The sequence below is a fragment of the Nocardia sp. NPDC005745 genome (assembly GCF_040630775.1).
Lineage (GTDB): Bacteria > Actinomycetota > Actinomycetes > Mycobacteriales > Mycobacteriaceae > Nocardia.
On the sequence record NZ_JBEXYF010000006.1, the window covers coordinates 25,092 to 45,220 of the forward strand.

Below are 20,129 nucleotides of genomic sequence, written 5' to 3' on the forward strand. Positions count from 1 at the left end.
TCGCCCACATCCACTCGACTCCGCCGACCTTTCGAGGTGATCACACATGCTCGCTGCTGTCCGCACGTCCACCGATCCAGCCCATCCCTCCCAACTCGACGTCGCCGACGAGTTGCTGACTCTGTTGCGCGAGGTAACCACCGAACCACGCTCCGACACCCAACTGGAGGCCCTGGCGCTGGCCGTGGCCGCCGACCTGCCGGTTCTCCTGTGGGGTGAACCGGGGATCGGGAAGACCGCGGCCCTGACCCAGCTCGCCACCGACCTGGACCTTCCGCTGACCACGGTCATCGCGAGTGTGCATGAGCCGTCGGACTTCTCGGGCCTGCCCGTCATCGGAGACGATCCCGCCGAACAGGGAGTCCCGATGGCTCCGCCGGACTGGGCCGTACGACTCGTCCGCGCCGGCCGCGGGCTTCTGTTCCTCGACGAGCTGTCCACCGCGCCGCCCGCTGTGCAAGCCGCCCTGCTCCGGCTGGTCCTGGAGAGGCGGATCGGCGCCGTCCAACTGCCACCGGGTGTCCGGATCGTGGCCGCGGCCAACCCGCGATCCTCGGCGGCCGACGGTTGGGAGCTGAGCCCGCCGCTGGCCAACAGGTTCGTGCATCTGCAATGGATCCATGATCACGACGTCGTCGTTCGGGGCCTCGGCGGGACCTGGCCGCACGCGACACTGCCGCGGCTGGCTCCGGAGAAGTTTGGTGAGGCAGTGGCTTTCGCCCGCCGCGCGGTGTGTACGCTCCTCGCGGCTCGTCCCGCGCTCGTGCATCAGATTCCCAGCACGGACACCCGGCGGGGTGGTCCCTGGCCGTCGCCTCGAAGCTGGGAGATGACGCTGTGGCTGATCGCTTTCGCCACCGCGGCCGGTTCGTCCCGGGAGGTGCTTTCCCTGCTGGTCCGGGGCACGGTGGGGGATGGGCCGGGCTTCGAACTGCTGGCCGGCCTGGACCGGATGGACCTCCCTGACCCGGAGGCGCTGCTCGCCGATCCGGCGGGCGCCGCATTGCCCGGGCGAGGGGATCTGCGCCAGGCCGTTCTCGACGGGGTTGTGGCGGCGGTCCGTAAACGCCCGGAGAAATCCCGCTGGGATGCGGCATGGGCGCTGTTGGTGAAGGCTTCGGCAACCGGGGCCCCGGATCTGATCGTCGTTCCCGCAACCACTCTCGCAACGCTGCGCCGAGACGACTGGGAGGTGCCCGCGGCGATCGAGCAACTCGCCGGAGTGGTGTCGGTGTCCCGGGAAGCGGATCGGGCAGCCGGCGGCGTCGCCGCGAGGGCAGGCCGATGATCGCGACCGCGCCTGGGACACTGGACCGCGACAAGCTCTTCGCCGCCCGACTGCACGCCGCCAGGGTTCGGCCCTATCTGGCGACCGCTCTGTTCGCCCTGTGCGTCGTCGAGTCGCGACGAGTACCGACGATGGGCGTCGACCGGCACTGGCGGTGCTACGTTTCGCCGGCTTTCGTGGATCTGACTTCGGTGGAGGATTTGGCCGCGGTGTGGGTGCACGAGGTGTCGCATCTCCTGCGCGACCATCACGGTCGCAGTGACCGATTCGCCCGGCAACACGAGCTGACCGGCCCGGCAGAACGATTGCGGATGAACATCGCCGCGGACTGCGAAATCAACGACGACGCGTTCGGCGACGGGCTGGCCCGGCCCGGCGACGCTGTCACGCCCGCGTCGTTGGGGTTGCCCGAGGGGGAGCTCATGGAGGACTACCTGCGCAGGTTCCGGCTCGGGCCGGATACGCAGGGCCTAGCGTGGCTCGACTGCGGTAGCGGCGCCGACGGATTGGAACGCGAGTGGGAGCTGGGACCGGACGGTGCGGACGGCCTGAGTGAACAGGAACGAGACGCCGTCCGGTTCCAGGTGGCACAGGGCATCATCGGCCGTCCGGGGAACGCGTCCAAAGCATGGCAGCGCTGGGCGGCAGAGGCGTTCCACCCGCCACAGCCATGGCGCGATCTGCTGGGAGCGGCCGTCCGCTCGGCGGTCTGCGGCGCCGGTGCGGGCGAGGACTACACCTACGGCCGACCGGCGCGACGCGCGGCCGGGGTGCCCGGCGTGGTGCTGCCGAGTCTGCGGCGCACGCCACCTCGGGTCTCGGTGCTCATCGACACATCCGGGTCGGTCAGTGACACCGAACTGGGCAGCGCGCTGCTCGAAGTGGCGGCTATCTCCCGTGCCGTGGGCGGCCGCCGCGACCTGGTCACCGTGCTGCCGTGTGACGCGGCGGCCAGGATCGTGCACCCGCTGTGTCGTGCCGAGCGAATACCGCTTCTGGGCGGCGGAGGAACGGACCTGCGCACCGGCATCGCCAAAGCACTGCGAACCCAACCCCGCCCCGACGCCCTCGTGATCCTGACCGACGGCCAGACACCCTGGCCGGCCAGACGACCACCCTGCCGGACAGTGGTGGGCCTGTTCCGGCGGCAGAACGACACTTCGTGGCGCGAACAGGATCCCGATTACGTTCCGGACGCGCCGCCCGCATGGGCTCGGGTAGTCGAAATCGGATAGGTGCCCGCTGATAAGGGTCTTCCTGACCGAAATGGCCGTACGTCCGGCAAGTCGCCACCGATCGAGGTGGGGACTCGCCGGACGTACGGCCACGGCGATCGGATCACCCGGCCAGGCGCGCCTCGATGGCCTCGATGATGCGCGGGCGCAGTTCGGAGGCGCGGATGACGGCGTCGACCGAACCGACCTCGACAGCGCGCCGGATATCGTGCACGCGGTCGAATTCCGCGGCCACATCGGCGAGCTTCTCGGTCCGGACCGACGACCGGAGCTCGTCGAGTTCCGCAGTCAAAGACGCGCGCTCGGTGCCGGATGCGTTCGCGGCGCGCGCTTCCAGGTCCCGCACCCGCGGATCGGCCGCGGTGCGGGTGTCGACCTCACCGGCGAACACCACCGCGGCGGCCGGAGCGCCACCGAGCACCGAGGCGAAGGAGCCCTCCAGGGCGAGCACGGTCATGTTCGGGTTCAGCGCCTTCGAGAACACCACGAACGCGCCGCCGTGATACCGGGAGATCACGCAGAACACGATCGGGCCGCGGAAGTTCACGATCGCGCGCCCGATCTCGGCACCGTACTCGAGCTGCAGCTTCCGCATCGATTCGGGCGAGCCGTCGAAGCCGGACAGGTTCGCCAGGACGACCAGCGGTCGATTACCACTGGCCGCGTTGATCGCCCGCGCGGCCTTCTTCGACGACCGTGGGAACAGCGTGCCCGCGGTGTAGGTGTCCGGGCCGTCGGTGGACGGGAAGCCGCGTCGCGGCACACCCCGCGACTCGATGCCCAGCAGGCACACCGGGATGCCACCGACATGCGCGTCCTGCACCACCGCGGTCTCGGCGTCGGCCATGCCCGCCCACCGCTCCAGCACCGGGTGGTCCTGGTCGGACAGGGCCCGCATCACGGTCCGGATATCGAACGGCTTCTTGCGGTCCCGGTTCTTCGCGGCGGAGAAGATCTCGCCGACGGTCGTGAAGTCGCTGTCCGCCGCGACGTGCGGGAAGTCGGAGACATCGCGATCGATGGGGTCACTGGTCTGCGCTCGCCGCGGCGCCTGCTCGCCGGGCGCGACGTAGGTGTGGTCGTAGTGCGACATCAGCACGTCCCGCGCGGCGGTCAGGTTCGGCGCCCAGTACTGCGCCTGCCCGTTGGGGCCCATCACCCGGTCGTAGCCGCCGATGCCGAAGTTGTCCTCGGCCGACACACCGCCGGAGAAGTCGAGCGCCTGCTTGCCGGTGAGCACCATCGCGGAGTCCGGCGTCATCACGAGGATGCCCTTGGTGTGCATGAGCATCGTCGCCTCGGCGTTCCAGTACGGCTGCGCGCCGACGTTGATGCCCGCCACCACGATGTTGATCTCGCCGTCGTCCTGGGTGAACTCGACGATGCGCTTGAGCGCCGCAGCCACCCAGTCCATGTTCTCGGTGCCGGACCGCATCGAGATCCGCGCGCCGGAGGACAGCGCGTACCACTCCAACGGCACCTGCATCCGTTCGGCGAGGTCCAGCGCGGCGATGACGCGGCGGCACTCCGGCTCCGACAGCGCGCCCAGCGACTTCGTCGGATCACCGAGCAGCGCCACCCGCGTGACGCCCTGCGGATGCCGCTCGGTCGGCGTGGTGACCACACCTGCGACGAGGGCCGCGGTGTTGCGTCCCTTGGGCCGGTCGACCGGTACCAGCGTGTGGTTCTCGTCGAGGTCGTACTCGGCGAAATCACCGAGGAGACCGGTCAGTTCGTAGGGGTACACGGTGTTGCGGCTGCTCGCCCGCAGCACCTTCTGCCGATACTCGTCCAGCGGCTCGACCGGCTCGTCGGTGGGCTCGCCGACGGTCACCTCGGTGCTGCCGGTGGCGCCGAAGGAGATGCGGACGGCGATCTTGGTCAGCTCGCCGGTGCCCGGGTCCCGCTGCCGCGCGATGAGCAGGATCTCCTCCAGCCCGGCGCCCGCGGCGGTGGGCAGCACGTGTCCGCCGATGGTCTGGAGTTCGGCCCGGGTGACGTCGATCGGCGGCCAGATGTACATCACGATGCGGTTGGTGTTGAAGCGTTTCGCCGACGGCCGCTGCGACTGTGCCCGGCGGATCGAGTCGACGCAGGTGGCGATGGTGCTCTCGGCCGTGGGCAGCGCGAGCAGCCTGCCGTCGTGCTCGCGCAGCGCCGCCAGGTCGCGCACCTGCGCGAACGCGATGAGCCGATCGTCGGCCGGGTTCTCCTTCGCGACGCACCGGAACAGGTAGATCTCGTCGTCGTCCGAGGACGGCAGCCTGGTGAGGTCGAACTTGCGCAGCCGCTCCAGCTGCATCCGCTGCGCGATGTAGGGATGCAGGCCGCGGATCAGCCGCTCCTCGGCCATGCCGGTGGCCGACGGGCGGAAGGTGAAGTGGTGGTGCATCACCGCGCCACCGCTGCCCGCGACCGTGGCGGTGATGCGGTGCACCTGGCTCGGCCACTGGTGGGTGCCGATGACCTCGTGCAGCGCCGCCGCCATCGCGTCGAAGTCGCCGGGCTGCTTCTCCCAGCTGAGGTAGATGTCGGCGTCGATGGACGTGGCGCCCGCGGCCAGTTCGGTGAGCCCGCGCAGCGCGGTGTCGAGGGCGTCGAAGCTCACCGCGGTGGACACCAGGCTCGAGCCCGCTCGCTCGGCGATCACGAATGTGCAGCCGCCCACCTCGTGGGTGTGCACGCCGGTGAGTCCCTTGTTGCCGTAGTACCGGCGGGTCAGCACCTCCAGCATGACGGTGTGGTCGGGGTAGCCGCGCTCCAGTCGCTGGCCGAGCAGTCGCACCAGCGGTTCGGTGCTGCGCACCATGTCGGAGATGCGCTCGGCGCGATCGGGGGAGTTCGGGTGGGCGTCCAGGTGGCGCAGGTGCCTGCGGACGTTGGTGTACACCCGGGCGCGATTACGCCGCAGCAGGGGCTGGCCGTACCAGGCGAACACCAGGCCGCGGGTGAGATCGGCGATCACGGGGAAGCGCACCTGGGTCGTGGCCACGAGCCGCTCCAGCACGAGACCGACGGGCTCGCGCAGCGCCCGGTCCGGAACCGGCTCCCGCAGCCACTCGCGCAGCAGTGTGGTGATGACCGCGGCGGTGTCGGACGGGCGTTGCTGGGCGAGGAAGATCCGGAAGACCGCGGCTTCGAGGTCGGGGGTGCGCTCCAGATCGGTGATCCCGTAGCGCCCGAGCGCCAGGGCGAGCTTGGCCTGGTAGGACTCGGGCAACCCGGCCCGCTCGACGTCGAGACTCTGCAGATAGGTGTGGAAGTATTCGCGGGCACTGTGGACATGGCCCTGGCCGCCGTCCTCGTCCCACGACCGGTTGTGGGTCAGTTCGGCGAGGTCGGCGAAGACCTGCACCAGCTCGAGTTCCTCGGCCAGCGGCCTGCGGTTGTCCGCGATGGCAGCCCGGCGCGCGGTGAGGTATTCGTCGAGCACCCGGCGGTCGTCGTGCGGGTCGACGTCGAAGCCGAGCAGCAGACTGCGCAGGTCCTGCTGACCGCGGGTGGTGCGCTCGTGCGGCTCCACCTGCCCGGGCTCGCCGGGCAGGTCCAGTTCCACGGACTCGGTCGCCGCGGGGGCCTCGGCCTCGTCGTCCTCGGCGATCGGCTCCAGCCGCAGCAACGGCGCACCGGTCTCCACCTGGGTGCCGACGGAGACGCCGCACTCCTTCAAGCGAGCGCGGAACGGCGCGCGCAGCACCGTTTCCATCTTCATGCTCTCCAGCACGAGCACCGGCGCACCCGCCTCGACCTCGGCGCCGACCTCCAGCGGTGTGGCGACGACCAGGGCGGGTGCGGGGGAGCGCACGACACCGCCTTCGTCGCGGCTGATCCGATGCGTCACACCGTCGACGTCGATCAGGTGGATCGGCCCGTGTGTGCCGATGGTCAAGCGGTAGCGGGCGCCGTTCACCACGATCTGCCCGGTGTGCCGATCGAAGCGCTCGAGGTCGACGTCGGCCGTGCGGATTTCACCGCAGGCCTCGATGCCGATGCGGAACCGATGGGCACCGATGCGCGCGACGCGCACGCGGTACGTCGCGCCGCGCAGTTTCAGGTCGAGCGGCCTACCGCTCTCGTGCTGTACCTGGGGACGTCCACCGGACGCGGTGGACAGCAACCGGTGCCGCTGAACCCGCTCTTCCTCCTCGTAGGCCTCGATGGCGGCGGCCGCCAGCGCGACGGCCGAGTGGCGATGCGAGACGAGGCGGCCCTCGCCGCGGACGCGGTCGATCCAGCCGGTGTCGGCGCTGGCGTCGATCACCTCGGGCTGGTTGAGCAGGTCGAGCACGAAGCTCTTGTTCGTCGCGCCGCCTTCGATGACCACCCGGGTCTGCGCCACCGCCCTGCGCAGCCTGCCCAGCGCTTCGTCACGGTCGCGGCCGTAGGCGATGATCTTGGCGATCATCGAGTCGAAGTCGGCGGGAATCGTGTCGCCCTCGCTGACGCCGGTGTCGACGCGGATACCCGGACCAGCAGGCAGGTTGAGGCGCGCGATGCGGCCCGGGGCGGGGGCGAAGTCGCGGTCGGGGTCTTCGGCGTTGAGCCGGGCCTCGATGGCGTGCCCCCGCTCGACCGGGGGTTCGCCCTCGAGCCTTCCTCCTGAGGCCACCAGCAGCTGTGCCCGGACGAGGTCGAAACCCGTGGTGTATTCCGTGATCGGATGCTCGACCTGCAGGCGGGTGTTGACCTCGAGGAACGCGAAGAGATCGTCACCGGGGTGGTAGAGGAACTCGACGGTCGCCGCTCCGCGATAACCGACCGCGATCGCCAGCCGCTCGGCCGAGGCCTTGAGTTCGGCTGCCTGCTCGGGGCTCAGCACCGGTGATGCCGACTCCTCGATGATCTTCTGGTTGCGCCGCTGTACCGAGCAGTCGCGGACACCCAGCGCCCACGCGGTTCCCTGGCCGTCGGCGATCACCTGGACCTCGACATGCCGGGCGCCGGTGACGAGCCGCTCCAGGAAGACCACACCACTGCCGAACGCGCGAGCGGCCTCCTGCCGGGTGCGCTCATAGGCGTCGACGAGTTCGGCCTCATCGGTGATCACCCGGATACCGCGTCCGCCGCCGCCCGCGGTCGCCTTCAGCATCAGCGGGTAGCCGATCTCGGCCGCCGACGCCAAGGCGGCGTCCACGGTCTCGACCGGACCGCGGCTCCAGGGCGCGACCGGCACGCCGACCTCCTCGGCGATCAGCTTCGCGCCGATCTTGTCGCCGAGCTTGCGCATCGCATCCGGGCTGGGGCCGATGAAGGTGACACCGATCTGTTCGCACAGCTCCGCGAACGCCGGATCCTCCGCGACGAAACCCCAGCCGACCCAGGCCGCGTCGGCGCCGGTCTCCACCAGTGCACGCTCGAGCGCCTTCAGGTCCAGGTACGGGCGCTCGGACGCCGGGCCGAGGTCGTAGGCGATGTCGGCTTCTCGCACGAACGTCGCGTGGCGGTCGACGTCGGTGTGCAGGGCGACGGTTTCGATCGGCAGCGCGGTCTCCGCAGCCAGATCTCGGACGGCGTGGATGAGGCGCATGGCGGCCTCGCCCCGGTTCACGATGGCAATGCGGCTGAACACTTGCCGGTTCCTTCCTCTCCTAAGCGTTGGCCCGGTCGGGCGGGGTGTGCGACCCCCGGTCTCGCGTAGTGTGCACCTTTATCCCAGATATCTACACAGCGTGCGGGTGTTACCCGCACGTAGAGTTTCGAAGTGCCCGCTCGAGGCGTCGGTTGGCTGCCGTCATATCCGGATGATCACAGCAATCGGCATTCCGCAGCCGGCCTTCCCACCTCCGCGTAGCGTTCCTCCCGCAGTGTGCACGTTCTCTCCTGAGCAACCACGCAGTTTCTGCTCGATACCGCTCGGACGGCCCGTCCGGGACGGTTACCGATTCAGATCGCACGGAACCAGGACAAGGAGATCGTCATGAAAGCCACACGCCTCGTTCGTCTGGGTCTTCCCCCGTTCTTCGCCGCGGCGGCGGCCCTGTTGTTCTGTCCGCCCACCGTCTCCGCGCAGGAGATGTGGAACTACAACTGTTCGTCCCATTCGCCGGTGTGGGAGGGCAGGGTGACCGCTCTGGACTGCACGGCGTCCGACGGTGCGCCGATGAGCGGAGAGATCACGCAGCCGTTCCGGGTGAACGGCGGCGAGATCGTGAGCTGCACGTCCGGATGGGCTCACCTGCCCGACGTGATGGGCAAGGAATGCGGACCCGCGCCGATGCAATAGCCGGTCGACTGCTCGGCCAGTGGGCCTTGCCGCTTCCGGCAGGGCCCATTCGCTTTCTGCTGCCCGGCTCGCGGGGCCGGGTAGCGGAAAAACGCGAGACAGCATGATCACCGGCGAACGAGGTCGAAGACGAATCCCTCGATCGTGATTCCCGGTGCGAACGAGAACGCGATGCCGGTCGAGATCGGCTTGTCCGCCCCGGTCTGAGCTGGCGATCCGTTCGAGCACGAAATCAGCGAGAACCTTCCAGCTCGTCGACGAGGCCTCCGGTGGGAGGCCGAGCGATCGCGCGGATTCGAGCAAGATCTTCGGCCCGCCCGGGTGGATTGCCCACACATCGATGTCCGACTGCCGCAATCCATTGCGGCGCAGCACTTCTCCGACGACGGGAGCAACTCCGTTGTAGATGTACCGGGGTACGTTCTCCGACAGCTCGCACGTGATGCCGTCGTGGTTGACGCCGACCACGATGCCGTCCTCGGTGGCCTCGAACAGATGAGTGAATCGGTCCCGGATGACGATCGTCTCGGCTTCGGTCCGCTCCCCGCCTCGGTTCGCCCCGATGACGACCGCGCCGCAGCCGTCGTCGACCGCGAATCGCCGGGTGTCGATCATGGTCTTGCGAAAGATGCGTCTGATCCGGTCCTGCTGCTGCCGATCGGTGAACTGTCCGGCCATCCACTCCGCCGCGACGGATTGGTCGAGGACCAGGCTGGGCGAACCGGTCGCAATCGCTTCGATGACGGGTACGGTCGTCGGGGACGACCGAGTGGTGTGCTCGCGTGCTTGCGCGGTCGTGCGGGTGAGAAGTGCCTGGTCGAGAGCGGATGACATAGAGCCCGTTCTTCCTCGCTCGAACGCTTCGGGAATGTGCACTCCAATCATCGGAGAGCGAATATGTGGCAACTAGCCACCCAAGGGGTGTGGATCGCCACCCCGGCATCCCGAGGCCGCATTGAAGCCGGAGCCGGGCAGCACCGAAGCGGGAGGGCCGTTGACCGGGAGCCGACTCGATACGCGTAGAAGACGCGGTCGATGACGAGTCCGGAACCGGATCGGGCGGATAGCGGCTGCCTGGACCGGTTGGTCGCAGTAGTGCTCGGCGTCGGAGGCGCGAACCGCGCAGGTGACGACGGTGGTCTCGGCGTCGCACAGCCGGATCGGCGGCGTGCGTCCTCCGGGGTCGGCGATCGAGTCGGAGCCGAGCGGGGTGCCAGAGGCATTCCGCCGTACCGGCTCGCGGGAAGTTCGCTGTCGCGGCATTCCCAGCAGTGGCGAATTTCCGGCTATCGATCCACCTATGCTGCTCGATGACCGACGGATCGGGGTCGGACGGCCGGCCCGTTTGTAGGACTACGTGTTGGACAGGCGATGACGCGACTCGTGCACTTCGTGGGCAGCTTGCCCGCACCGTTGACGACCGACGACCGCGAGGTGCTGGAATGGTTCGTCGAGCACAGCCGAGGCCACCGGCTTACCGGCGTTCCACGGGATCTGGATCCCACGTGGGTCGTGGAGTACCTGCGCGAGCGGGAGAAACACGACGACGTCTTCGAAGTGGTGCGCAGCGGTGAGTTCGCCGACTACGCCGACATGCGCGTCTATGGCATTCGCCGGGGCGCCGTCCTCGAACCCCGGCACGTGGCGATGGACCGGGTCGACCGCATCGCCGCGGCCGTCACCGCCTTCCGCGCACTGCGTGATAGGCGCCCCGAACTGGCCGACACCAGATTGCAGATCAGTCAACCGAATCCGCTCGACCTGGCGCTGTTCGTGTTCGGCGGCGCTGCGGTGGCCGACGGCCTCCCGCTCGGGCGCGCGCTGCGTCACCTTCGGACGGTGACTCCCGCGCTGCGCAACCTGCCGGTTTTCGTCGAGGCCGCGCTGGCCGAAATGGCCCGGCTCACAGCGGATCACGGTGATCTGATCACCTGGCAGGTAGAGTCGCCGATCGCTCAGCTCGCGCTGGTGAAGGCGGCGCGGTTCGGTATGCGGGCGCCGATCGGCCGTCTGGTCGCACGACAGTTGGCCGGTTTCCTCGCGCGGACGCACGATATCGGCGCCCAGACCATCGTGCACCTTTGCTATGGCGACTACCGGCACAAAGAGCTTCTCGCCCCGCGTAATCTGGCGCCTTCGGTCGAACTCTTGAACGCCGTCGCACGCGAGCTGCGCGCTCGCGCGGTGCCGTTGCCGCCCGCGCACATTCCCTGTGCCTACGGTGCTCATCCGGCCCCGGTGGACCCGGCGTTCTACCGGCCGCTTCGCCGGCTGGACAAGGACTGGCGCGTCATCGCGGGGGTTGTATCGCCGGAGGGAGCGCAAGACAGTATCCGTAGCCTGGCCATGTTCGAAGCAGCCGCAGGCCGGACCGCATACGGGGTGGCGACGGCATGCGGCCTCGGCCGATGCACCGTCGAGGAGGCCGAGCTGGCCGCCGCGGCAACCGTGGCGACCGCTGATGCCGCAGAGGTGACGGTAGTCTGACGCGCCCGAGCGGCTGCGTGTCCTCGGCGCACCTCGATCGGTGTCGGCCTGCATCACGCGCAGTGTGCCGTCGCTACGGGTTCCGGCCGATCGGTCGGTGATCGGCCAGGAGCCGGCCTCCGAGGAAGTCCAGAACCTGGTGCAGCGCTGCCTGGGTGGGCTGGCCGGGTTCATCGATGAGATGTTCGGTCAGGACCGAATGCGGGCTGAGCACGGCATCGGGATCGGCGTCGGCGTCATCGAGTTCGATCGCTGTGAACGCGTCGCCGAGTTGGTCGCGCAGGAATTCGAATCGTTCGGCGGGCGAACGACGATCGCCGCGGAATCGCAACCCCATGACCGGCAATCCGTCCGCGCAGCGCTCTTTGACGCGGGCCAGGTCGGCGGGGGACAGGTCGATGGAGTACTTCTGCCGGGAGGTGAATCCGAGGGGCAGTCCGGGCTGGGACAGTACAGGTGCGAGCAATCGGTCGTCGACGGCCATCGCCAGCGCGAATCCGCCGGTGAAGCACATTCCGACCGAGCCGACACCCGGTCCGCCGCAGCGGTGGTGCTCGTGCTCGGCCAGCGCTCGCAGCCACCGCACGACCGGCGAGGTACGTCCCGTCGCGAGCACGACGAACTCTCGGCTGACGCAGATCGGGCCGAACTGTCCGGCAACATTCGCCAGCGCCGAGGCGAGTCCGTGCGCGGCGGGACTCGGATCTCGGCCGGGATTGCCGTACAGGTGCGGAACGACCGCCGTGCACCCGATGGCCGCGACTCGCCGCGCGAAGTCGAAGACGTGCGGCGAGATTCCGGGAAATTCCGCCATGACGATCACGGCGGGTCCGGAGCCCTTGCGGAACAGGGTGCGGGTCTTGCCTTCGTAGGTGAAGGCATCGCGCTGGAAGTCGGCGAGAGTGTCATCGGCCATGGTGGGGTCCTCCTCGAAAGTGGACCATCACTATCGACCGGGCGACGTCGTCGGTTATAGGACGAATGTTCCCGCGACGCTCCGTCGACCAGGGGCATCAGCGGGAGCAGTTCATGTCGCGACTTGGTTCGATGCGGCGTTACGTTCCAGGGCTTCGGTGAGCTGGTCCTCGAGGATGATGATCCGGCAGGCCGCCTCGAGCGGTGTGCCCTGATCGACGAGTTCGCGGGCGCGCGCGGCGATGCGCAGCTGATAGCGGGAGTAGCGGCGGTGCCCACCGGCGGATCGCTGCGGGGTGATCAGTTCCGCCTCGTCCAGGCTGCGCAGGAACGCCTGGGTGGTGCCGAGCAGGTCCGCGGCCCGGCCCATCGTGTAGGCGGGGTAGTCCTCGTCGTCGAACTTCTCGTTCGCGGTCGTGGGTTCGGAAATCGTGGTGCCTCAATACGACGAGTGCCCCGGTGCCTGATGGCACCGGGGCACTAAGGGGAATTACTAACCATCTTCCGACAAGTATCCGAGCTTCGGTCGCCGCCCGAGCTACACACGCCGGTGGGCGACGCGACGGTAGGCAACTCCTCCTTTCTGTTCACGGGTACTTCATTTCTTCGTGCACTTCACCTTGCATGTCCGGCGGGCGGCGGGACCGATTTACGTCATGGCCCCGCAGCCGCGCCCGCCGTCTTCACCTTCACGGGCAGTTCGTCATCTCCCGTGCCACTCGAGACTTACTTCTTCGTTCGCCCCACAGAAGTTACCCGGAACTGCGGCGAATGTCTACTGTCGCCACGGTAGATTTTCTGGGAGTGTCGTACGCCGGCCGCCGTTGACCGCCCGCTCACCCGATGCCGTCGCCCGGTCCCACCTGAATGCCCACCACGCAGGTGTCGTCGTCGGTGTTGGCGTCGCTGTGATCGAGCAGATGGTCCAGGCGGTCCTCCAGGCTTCCGGTGAACTGGGCAGACATGGCGAGCAACCGCTCCACACAGTCGTCCAGGAGCCGGTCGCGGCGCTCGATCAGCCCATCGGTGTAGAGCAGGAAGATGTCGTCCGGTTCCAGCTGGAGTTCGGCTTCCTCGTACGTCGTCTCCGCCACAGCGCCGAGCAGCATCCCGTCAGGGGGAGGCAGCGCGGACGCCCGGCCGGCGCGCACCAGCACCGGCGGTAGGTGGCCCGCACGAGCCCATCGCAGTATCCGAGTCTGGGGGTCGTAGAGGCCGCAGATGGCGGTGGCGTAGATGTCGTCGGTCAGGTGATGTGCCACCAGGTTCAGCCAGGTCAGCATCTGCCCCGGCTTGGCGCCGGTGGCCGCGAGGCCGCGCAGAGCGTTGCGCAGGACGACCATGCCGGTGGCCGCCTTGATGCCGTGGCCGGTGATGTCGCCGACCGACACCAGGATCTGCTTGGACGGCAGCGTCACCGCGTCGTACCAGTCGCCGCCCACCACATAGTCCTGGTCGGCGGGCTGGTAGCGCACCGCGATGCGCAGCCCGAACGCCTCGATGGACGGCTGCGCTGCGGGCATGATCGCCTGCTGGAGTTGCAGCGCCAGCCTGCTCTGCTCGGCGGCCTGCTGCTCGGTGTGCGCGAGGCGGTCCTGGGTGGCCGACAGCGCGACCTCGGTCCAGTGCTGGGCGGAGATGTCCTGGTAGGCGCCACGGATGGCGAGCAGGTGTCCCGCCGTGTCTACCACCGGTTCGGCGATGATCCGAATATGGCGGGCGTCGCCGTTCGGCCGGATCAGACGGAATGCCGTGGAGGCCGAGCGACGGTAGCGCAGCAGCGTTCGCAGGAATCCCCGTACCGCTTCCGAGTCGTCGTCGTGGACGTGACTCGGCAGCTGCGCGACCGGGATCGGGTCGGCGGCAGGCTCCAGGCCGTAGAGGGCGTACAGCTGGCTGCTCCACGTGATTTCGCCGGTGGCCGCGTTCTCCTCGAACCCGCCGACACGTCCTAGGCGCTGAGCGTGTTGCAGCAGCGCCGCCAGCCGCGCCGTCTCGTCCTCCACGCGCCACACGACGAGCACGGCATCCCTGTGACGGCTGATGCTGAGTGCGGCCGGGACGGTCAGTGGCACCTGGCCGACCAATTCGGTCAACATCACCCGCTCGGCGCGGTAGGTCTCACCGGTCGCGAAGACGTGCTCGATCCGCTCGAACAACTGGCCCCCGCCCGCGGCCATCGGGTACACCTCGAGCAGCAATGTGCCGTCGATCAGGCCGCGTGGGCGGCCGGCGGGGTCGATGAAACACCGGTTGACGTGGTGGATACGGAAGTCGGCGAGCGCGCCGTCGTCGCCGAGGTGAGGTAGCAGCACCAGGGCCGGGTCGAACAGGCTGTCGGCCAGCAGTACGAGATCGGCGACGGCGGGCAGATCCGGCGAGACCGCGGTGGACAAGTCCGACTCCAGAGTGTGCGCGCACAGCTCTGCCAGCGCCTCGAGTTGCCGGTGTACTCCAGGTGGCTGCGGTTCGAGGGGCTGCGGCCAGCACACCTCCAGCACGCCGATCAACTTGCCGCCGGTGCCGGCGGGGATCGCTGCCCGGCCTCCGTTGCGGTCACCGATCGACGGAATCCCCGCCACACGAAGATCCTCGATCCACTGCGCCCGGCGTTCGACCAGCGCTTGCCGCGCCGGGGTCACCACCCCGGGTGGCACGTATCGCCACCGCTCGGCCTCTGGTAAGTCGATGCCGGCGAAACCGGCCAGGGACAGCGATGCGTCGAGGCCCGCCGACCAGATAGCCACTGCCGTGGCACCCAGCGGCGCCACGGCGTGTTCGAGCACCGATTGCGCGACGCGTTGGGTGTCGCCCGCCGCGAGCAACCCGCTCTCCGCGGTACGCAATCGCACCGCCGCCGATGACTTCTCCGCTGTGGCGGTACGCAGCAGGAACTCGTCGACGACCGCGCTGACTTTGTCTTGCGCGGCCTGGTTGACCAGATCGACGGCCACCTCCAACGAGGTGACACCCGCTTGCTCGGCAAGGGCGTCGAGCTGCCGCGCCGCCGCGGCGGGCCCGCACCGTAGCCGCTCGACCAGCACGCCCTTCGCCATCTCGATCAGCGCTCGACCGTCGGCGGTGGCCTGAGCGCGCTGAATTTCCGAACGCAACCGCTCCACGGTGGCCGCGAGGCGGGTGACGGTGGGCTCCGCGGCCGAGTCCGCGTTCGGTGTCATCGCGGTTGCGGCGGCGGTGGCGTCCGAGTCGGTCATCAGGCGCCCAGCCATTGGTGGATGCAAGCGAGCAAGGCGTCGGCGTCGACCGGCTTGGTGACATAGTCGTTGGCGCCGGAGGCGAGGCTCTTCTCCCGGTCGCCCAGCATGGCCTTGGCCGTCACGGCGATGATCGGCAGGTCTCGATACTGCGGCATCTGGCGGATCTTCGCCGTCGCGGCGTAGCCGTCCATCTCGGGCATCATCACGTCCATCAGGACCAGATCCGTCTCCGAGTGCGCGAGGAGCATGTCGATACCCTCACGACCGTTCTCGGCATGCAGCACGGTGACGCCGTGCAGCTCGAGAATGCTGCTGAGCGCGAACAGATTACGGGCGTCGTCGTCGACGATCAGCACCGTGCGACCGGCGAGTTTACCGTCCGGGCGCTGCGGCGCGGCGACCGGCGACTCCTCGCCGCGGACGAGGGGCAGCACGTCGCCGGGCGCCTCGGCGGTGACGTGCAGAGCGATCCGCTCCCGCAGCTCGTCCAGACTGGACAGCAACTCCAACGGCCGGCGCGCGGTGCGCTCCTGCAGTAGGCGCTCCTGCTCGGAGTCGAGTCGACGGTTGTTGTGGGCGAGCACCGGGACGTTGCTCATCGCCGGGTCCCCGTCCATCGTCTCCAGCAGCCGCAGCGCGGCGCTATCGGGCATGTCCAGCTCGAGCACCACGCAGTGGAACACCTCGGCGGCCATCGCCGACGCCGCTTCTTGCACACCGATGGCGGTGACGACCTGGACCGGGCCGCGTGGATCGTTGCTGTCGGCGAGGTCGGCCACCGCGCTCTGCGCGACCAGGGACAGCAGGCCCTGCGGGCGTTCCTCCACGACCAGCAGTCTGCGCTGCTGCTGCGGCGCGCCGGGAGCGGGAGTGTGTTCGAGGTGGCTACCGGGCTGCTGCGCATCCTCCCGTTCGGGGTGTTGCGCCTCCTGAAAGTCCGGCCGGGCGACCGGCAGGTACAGGGTGAATGTGCTGCCTTTACCGGGTGTGCTCTCGGCGGTGATAGCGCCGCCGAGCAGGTAGGCGATCTCGCGGCTGATCGACAGGCCGAGGCCGGTGCCACCGTACTTGCGGCTGGTGGTGCCGTCGGCCTGCTGGAACGCGCCGAAAATGGTTTCCAGCTGATTCTCGGTGATGCCGATGCCCGTGTCGATCACCCGGAAGGCGACGGCCGGACCGTGCCGCCGCGCGGCGACGGGCAGTTCATCCGTCCCCGCCGGCTCGATTCTCAGCTCCACGGATCCGCTCTCGGTGAACTTCACCGCGTTGGACAGCAGGTTGCTCAACACCTGCCGCAACCGCGAGTCGTCGGTGAGCAGATCCGCGGGCAGGCCGGGTGCGGTGGTGACGTGGAAGCCGAGACTTTTCTGGGTGGTCATAGGCCGGAAGGTGGCCTCCACGTAGTCCAGCAGTTTGCGCAGCGGTACGGCTTCGGGTGTGACGTCCATCTTGCCCGCCTCGACCTTGGACAGGTCGAGAATGTCGTTGATGAGCTGCAGCAGGTCCGAGCCGGCAGAGTGGATGATGCCCGCGTACTCGACCTGCTTGGGTGTCAGATTGCGGGTCGGGTTCTGGGCCAGCAACTGCGCGAGGATGAGCAGGCTGTTCAGCGGCGTGCGCAGCTCGTGGCTCATGTTGGCCAGGAACTCCGACTTGTACTTCGAGGCGAGCGCGAGTTGCTGGGCGCGGGTCTCCAGCTCTTGGCGCGCCTGTTCGATCTCGAGGTTCTTGGCCTCGATGTCGCGATTCTGGGTCGCCAGCAGCGCCGCCTTCTCCTCCAACTCGGCGTTGGACCGCTGCAACTCCTCCTGTTGCACCTGCAATTCCTCCGAGCGAGCTTGCAGCTCGGTGGCCAGGCGTTGCGATTCGACCAGCAGCTCGTCGGTGCGGGCGTTGGCGATGATGGTGTTGACATTGACGCCGACCGTCTCCATCAACTGGTCGAGGAAGTCCTGGTGAATGCGGGTGAAGCGGTGCAGCGAGCCCAGCTCGATCACGCCGAGCACCTGGTCCTCGACCACGATCGGCAGCACGAGGAGGTTGACCGGCGCGGTTCGTCCCAGCCCGGAGGAGATGGTGAGGTAGTCGCCCGGCACGTTGTCCACGGCGATCGTGCGGCGGCTGCGCGCCGCCTGCCCGACCAGCGACTGACCGAAGGTGAACCGAGACCGGCTGCCCGGCTCCTCCGGGCTGCCATAGGAGCCGATCAGCCTCAGCTCCGGCCGCTCGGCCGTGTCGTCGGCCAGATAGAACGCACCGAACTGCGCGGAGACCAACGGTGCCAGCTCCGCCATGATCAGCTCGGCCACCACGTGCAGGTCGCGCTGGCCCTGCATGAGTCCGGAGATGCGAGCGAGGTTGGTTTTCAACCAGTCCTGATCCTGGTTGGCCTTGGTGGTCTCGCGCAGCGACTCCACCATCGAGTTGATGTTGTCCTTCAGTTCCGCGACCTCGCCGGACGCCTCGACGGTGATGGAGCGGGTCAGGTCGCCTTCAGCGACGGCGCTGGTGACCGCGGCGATCGCGCGGACCTGACGGGTCAGGTTGCCGGCCAGCTCGTTGACGTTCTCGGTCAGCCGCTTCCAGGTCCCCGAGACGCCCTCCACCTCGGCCTGCCCGCCCAGCCGGCCCTCCGACCCCACCTCACGGGCCACGCGGGTGACCTCGGCCGCGAACGCGGAAAGCTGATCGACCATCGTGTTGATCGTGGTCTTCAGCGCGAGGATCTCGCCGCGCGCGTCCACGTCGATTTTGCGGGTCAGGTCTCCCTGCGCGACCGCGGTGGTGACCTGGGCGATGTTGCGCACCTGGTTGGTCAGGTTGTTCGCCATGGAGTTGACGTTGTCGGTGAGGTCTTTCCAGGTTCCCGCCACGTTCGGCACGCGGGCCTGGCCGCCGAGCATGCCCTCGGTGCCGACCTCGCGCGCGACGCGGGTGACCTCGTCGGCGAACGCGGACAACGTATCGACCATCGTGTTGATCACGCCGGCCAGCGCCGCGACCTCGCCCTTCGCCTCCACGGTGATCTTCTGGCTCAGGTCACCACGGGCCACCGCCGTGGCGACCTGGGCGATCGAGCGCACCTGGCCGGTCAGGTTCGAGGCCATCACATTGACGTTGTCGGTGAGGTCCTTCCAGGTACCCGACACGCCACGCACGGTGGCCTGGCCGCCGAGGTTGCCCTCGGTGCCGACCTCCCGGGCGACGCGGGTGACCTCGTCGGCGAACGCGGAGAGCTGGTCGACCATCGTGTTGATGGTTTCCTTGAGTTCCAGGATCTCCCCGCGCGCATCGACCCGGATCTTCTGGGTCAGATCACCGCGGGCGACCGCCGTGGTCACCTCGGCGATCGACCGCACCTGTGCCGTCAGATTGTCGGCCATCACGTTGACCGACTCGGTGAGGTCCTTCCACGTGCCGGAGACGCCCTTGACGTCGGCCTGGCCGCCCAATCGGCCCTCGGTGCCCACTTCGCGCGCGACGCGGGTGACCTCGTCGGCGAACGCGGAGAGCTGGTCGACCATCGTGTTGATGGTGTTCTTCAGCTCGAGAATCTCGCCGCGCGCGTCCACCGTGATGTTCTGGGTCAGGTCGCCGCGCGCGACGGCGGTGGCGACCTGGGCGATCGACCGCACCTGCGCGGTCAGGTTGCCCGCCATGAAATTGACCGAGTCGGTGAGGTCCCGCCACGTGCCCGAGACGCCCTTGACGTCCGCTTGACCACCGAGGATGCCCTCGGTGCCCACCTCGCGGGACACGCGGGTGACTTCGTCGGCGAACGAGGACAGTTGATCGACCATCGTGTTGATGGTGTTCTTCAACTCCAGGATCTCGCCGCGCGCGCTGACGGTGATCTTCTGGCTCAGATCGCCGCGCGCGACCGCTGTCGTCACCTGGGCGATATTGCGGACCTGGTCTGTGAGGTTGCCTGCCATGAAGTTCACCGAGGCGGTGAGGTCGCGCCATACGCCGCCGACGCCGGGCACCTCGGCCTGTCCGCCCAGCCGGCCCTCCGAGCCCACCTCGCGCGCTACCCGCGTCACCTCGTCCGCGAAGGCGGACAGCTGGTCGACCATCGTGTTGACAGTGTTCTTCAGCTCGAGGATCTCCCCGCGCGCGTCCACGTCGATCTTCTGCGACAGGTCTCCGCGGGCCACGGCCGTCGCGACCTGAGCGATGTCACGCACCTGGCTGGTCAGGTTGCCTGCCATCGCGTTCACCGAATCGGTCAGGTCCTTCCAGGTCCCGGATACGCCGGGCACCTCGGCTTGACCGCCAAGCCGCCCGTCCGTGCCGACCTCGCGCGCGACGCGGGTGACCTCGGAGGTGAACAGTGACAGCTGGTCCACCATGCCGTTGAACACCGTCGCGATCTCACCGAGCAGCCCGTCGGCGTCCGTCGGCAGCCGGGTCCGGAAATCGCCGTCGCGCACCGCGGTCAATCCGGCGAGCAGTTGATGCAGCTCGCCTTGGTCGGGGGCCGCAGCGTCCTGCTTCGGCGCAGTGTGGACGGTTGCCGCCGCTGTGTCCGTCATTGCCATCCTCGCTCTGGTCCACCGGTTCGACACTGGAAATCCAGCCGGTCCGAGTGGGAACCCAGCTCGCCGTTACCCGCGAACGACGAGTCACCGACCCACGGCTGGGCCGGCGGTTCCCGGCGGTAACACTACGTTCCTCCGAGACGAGTCCGCGACATCATCCATGCGTCTTCGGCGGCCTTCGATCGAGCCGGCCGGCCCGACCCTCGTACTGCTCCATCGTGG

At 68.6% G+C, this 20,129-nt stretch carries 9 protein-coding genes and 1 pseudogene; 4 read left to right on the forward strand and 6 right to left on the reverse strand.

The window, feature by feature from the left end; genetic code table 11:
• Positions 1–46: 46 nt before the first annotated feature.
• Complete coding sequence (locus tag ABZ420_RS08395; protein ID WP_357118846.1) at positions 47–1,288, forward strand: MoxR family ATPase; 1,242 nt, start codon at positions 47–49, stop codon at positions 1,286–1,288.
• Entirely contained in the window at positions 1,285–2,523 is a 1,239-nt protein-coding gene (locus ABZ420_RS08400; protein ID WP_357118849.1) for a VWA-like domain-containing protein, read from the forward strand. The genes ABZ420_RS08395 and ABZ420_RS08400 overlap by 4 nt, the downstream gene beginning before the upstream one ends.
• Before the next feature lie 103 nt (positions 2,524–2,626).
• Here ABZ420_RS08400 and ABZ420_RS08405 read toward each other — a convergent pair whose 3' ends face one another.
• Positions 2,627–8,092: a carboxyl transferase domain-containing protein gene (locus ABZ420_RS08405; protein ID WP_357118852.1), complete on the reverse strand. Its 5,466-nt coding sequence runs from the start codon at positions 8,090–8,092 to the stop codon at positions 2,627–2,629.
• Between the two features lie 348 nt (positions 8,093–8,440).
• On the opposite strand from ABZ420_RS08405, the gene ABZ420_RS08410 reads away from it, so the two are divergent.
• Positions 8,441–8,746 (forward strand): hypothetical protein, encoded by a 306-nt coding sequence (locus ABZ420_RS08410; protein ID WP_357119439.1) that lies wholly within the window; start codon positions 8,441–8,443, stop codon positions 8,744–8,746.
• Between the two features lie 288 nt (positions 8,747–9,034).
• Here ABZ420_RS08410 and ABZ420_RS08415 read toward each other — a convergent pair.
• Positions 9,035–9,631, reverse strand: a pseudogene (locus ABZ420_RS08415) (hypothetical protein); the annotation flags it as partial.
• Positions 9,632–10,117: 486 nt separating this feature from the next.
• Here ABZ420_RS08415 and ABZ420_RS08420 point away from each other — a divergent pair.
• Positions 10,118–11,233, forward strand: coding sequence for a hypothetical protein (locus tag ABZ420_RS08420; protein ID WP_357118855.1), 1,116 nt, complete (start codon positions 10,118–10,120; stop codon positions 11,231–11,233).
• Positions 11,234–11,306: 73 nt separating this feature from the next.
• Here ABZ420_RS08420 and ABZ420_RS08425 read toward each other — a convergent pair whose 3' ends face one another.
• The 4 genes from ABZ420_RS08425 to ABZ420_RS08440 all read right to left on the reverse strand — a co-directional run bounded on the left by ABZ420_RS08425 (position 11,307) and on the right by ABZ420_RS08440 (position 19,901).
• Complete coding sequence (locus tag ABZ420_RS08425) at positions 11,307–12,149, reverse strand: dienelactone hydrolase family protein (RefSeq protein ID WP_357118858.1); 843 nt, start codon at positions 12,147–12,149, stop codon at positions 11,307–11,309.
• A gap of 111 nt (positions 12,150–12,260) precedes the next feature.
• Entirely contained in the window at positions 12,261–12,518 is a 258-nt protein-coding gene (locus ABZ420_RS08430) for a MerR family transcriptional regulator (RefSeq protein WP_357118861.1), read from the reverse strand.
• A gap of 466 nt (positions 12,519–12,984) precedes the next feature.
• Positions 12,985–15,378, reverse strand: a complete 2,394-nt coding sequence (locus ABZ420_RS08435) for a SpoIIE family protein phosphatase (protein ID WP_357118864.1) — start codon at positions 15,376–15,378, stop codon at positions 12,985–12,987.
• Entirely contained in the window at positions 15,363–19,901 is a 4,539-nt protein-coding gene (locus tag ABZ420_RS08440; protein ID WP_357118867.1) for a HAMP domain-containing protein, read from the reverse strand. Before ABZ420_RS08440 ends, ABZ420_RS08435 begins: the two co-directional genes overlap by 16 nt.
• Positions 19,902–20,129 lie beyond the last annotated feature (228 nt).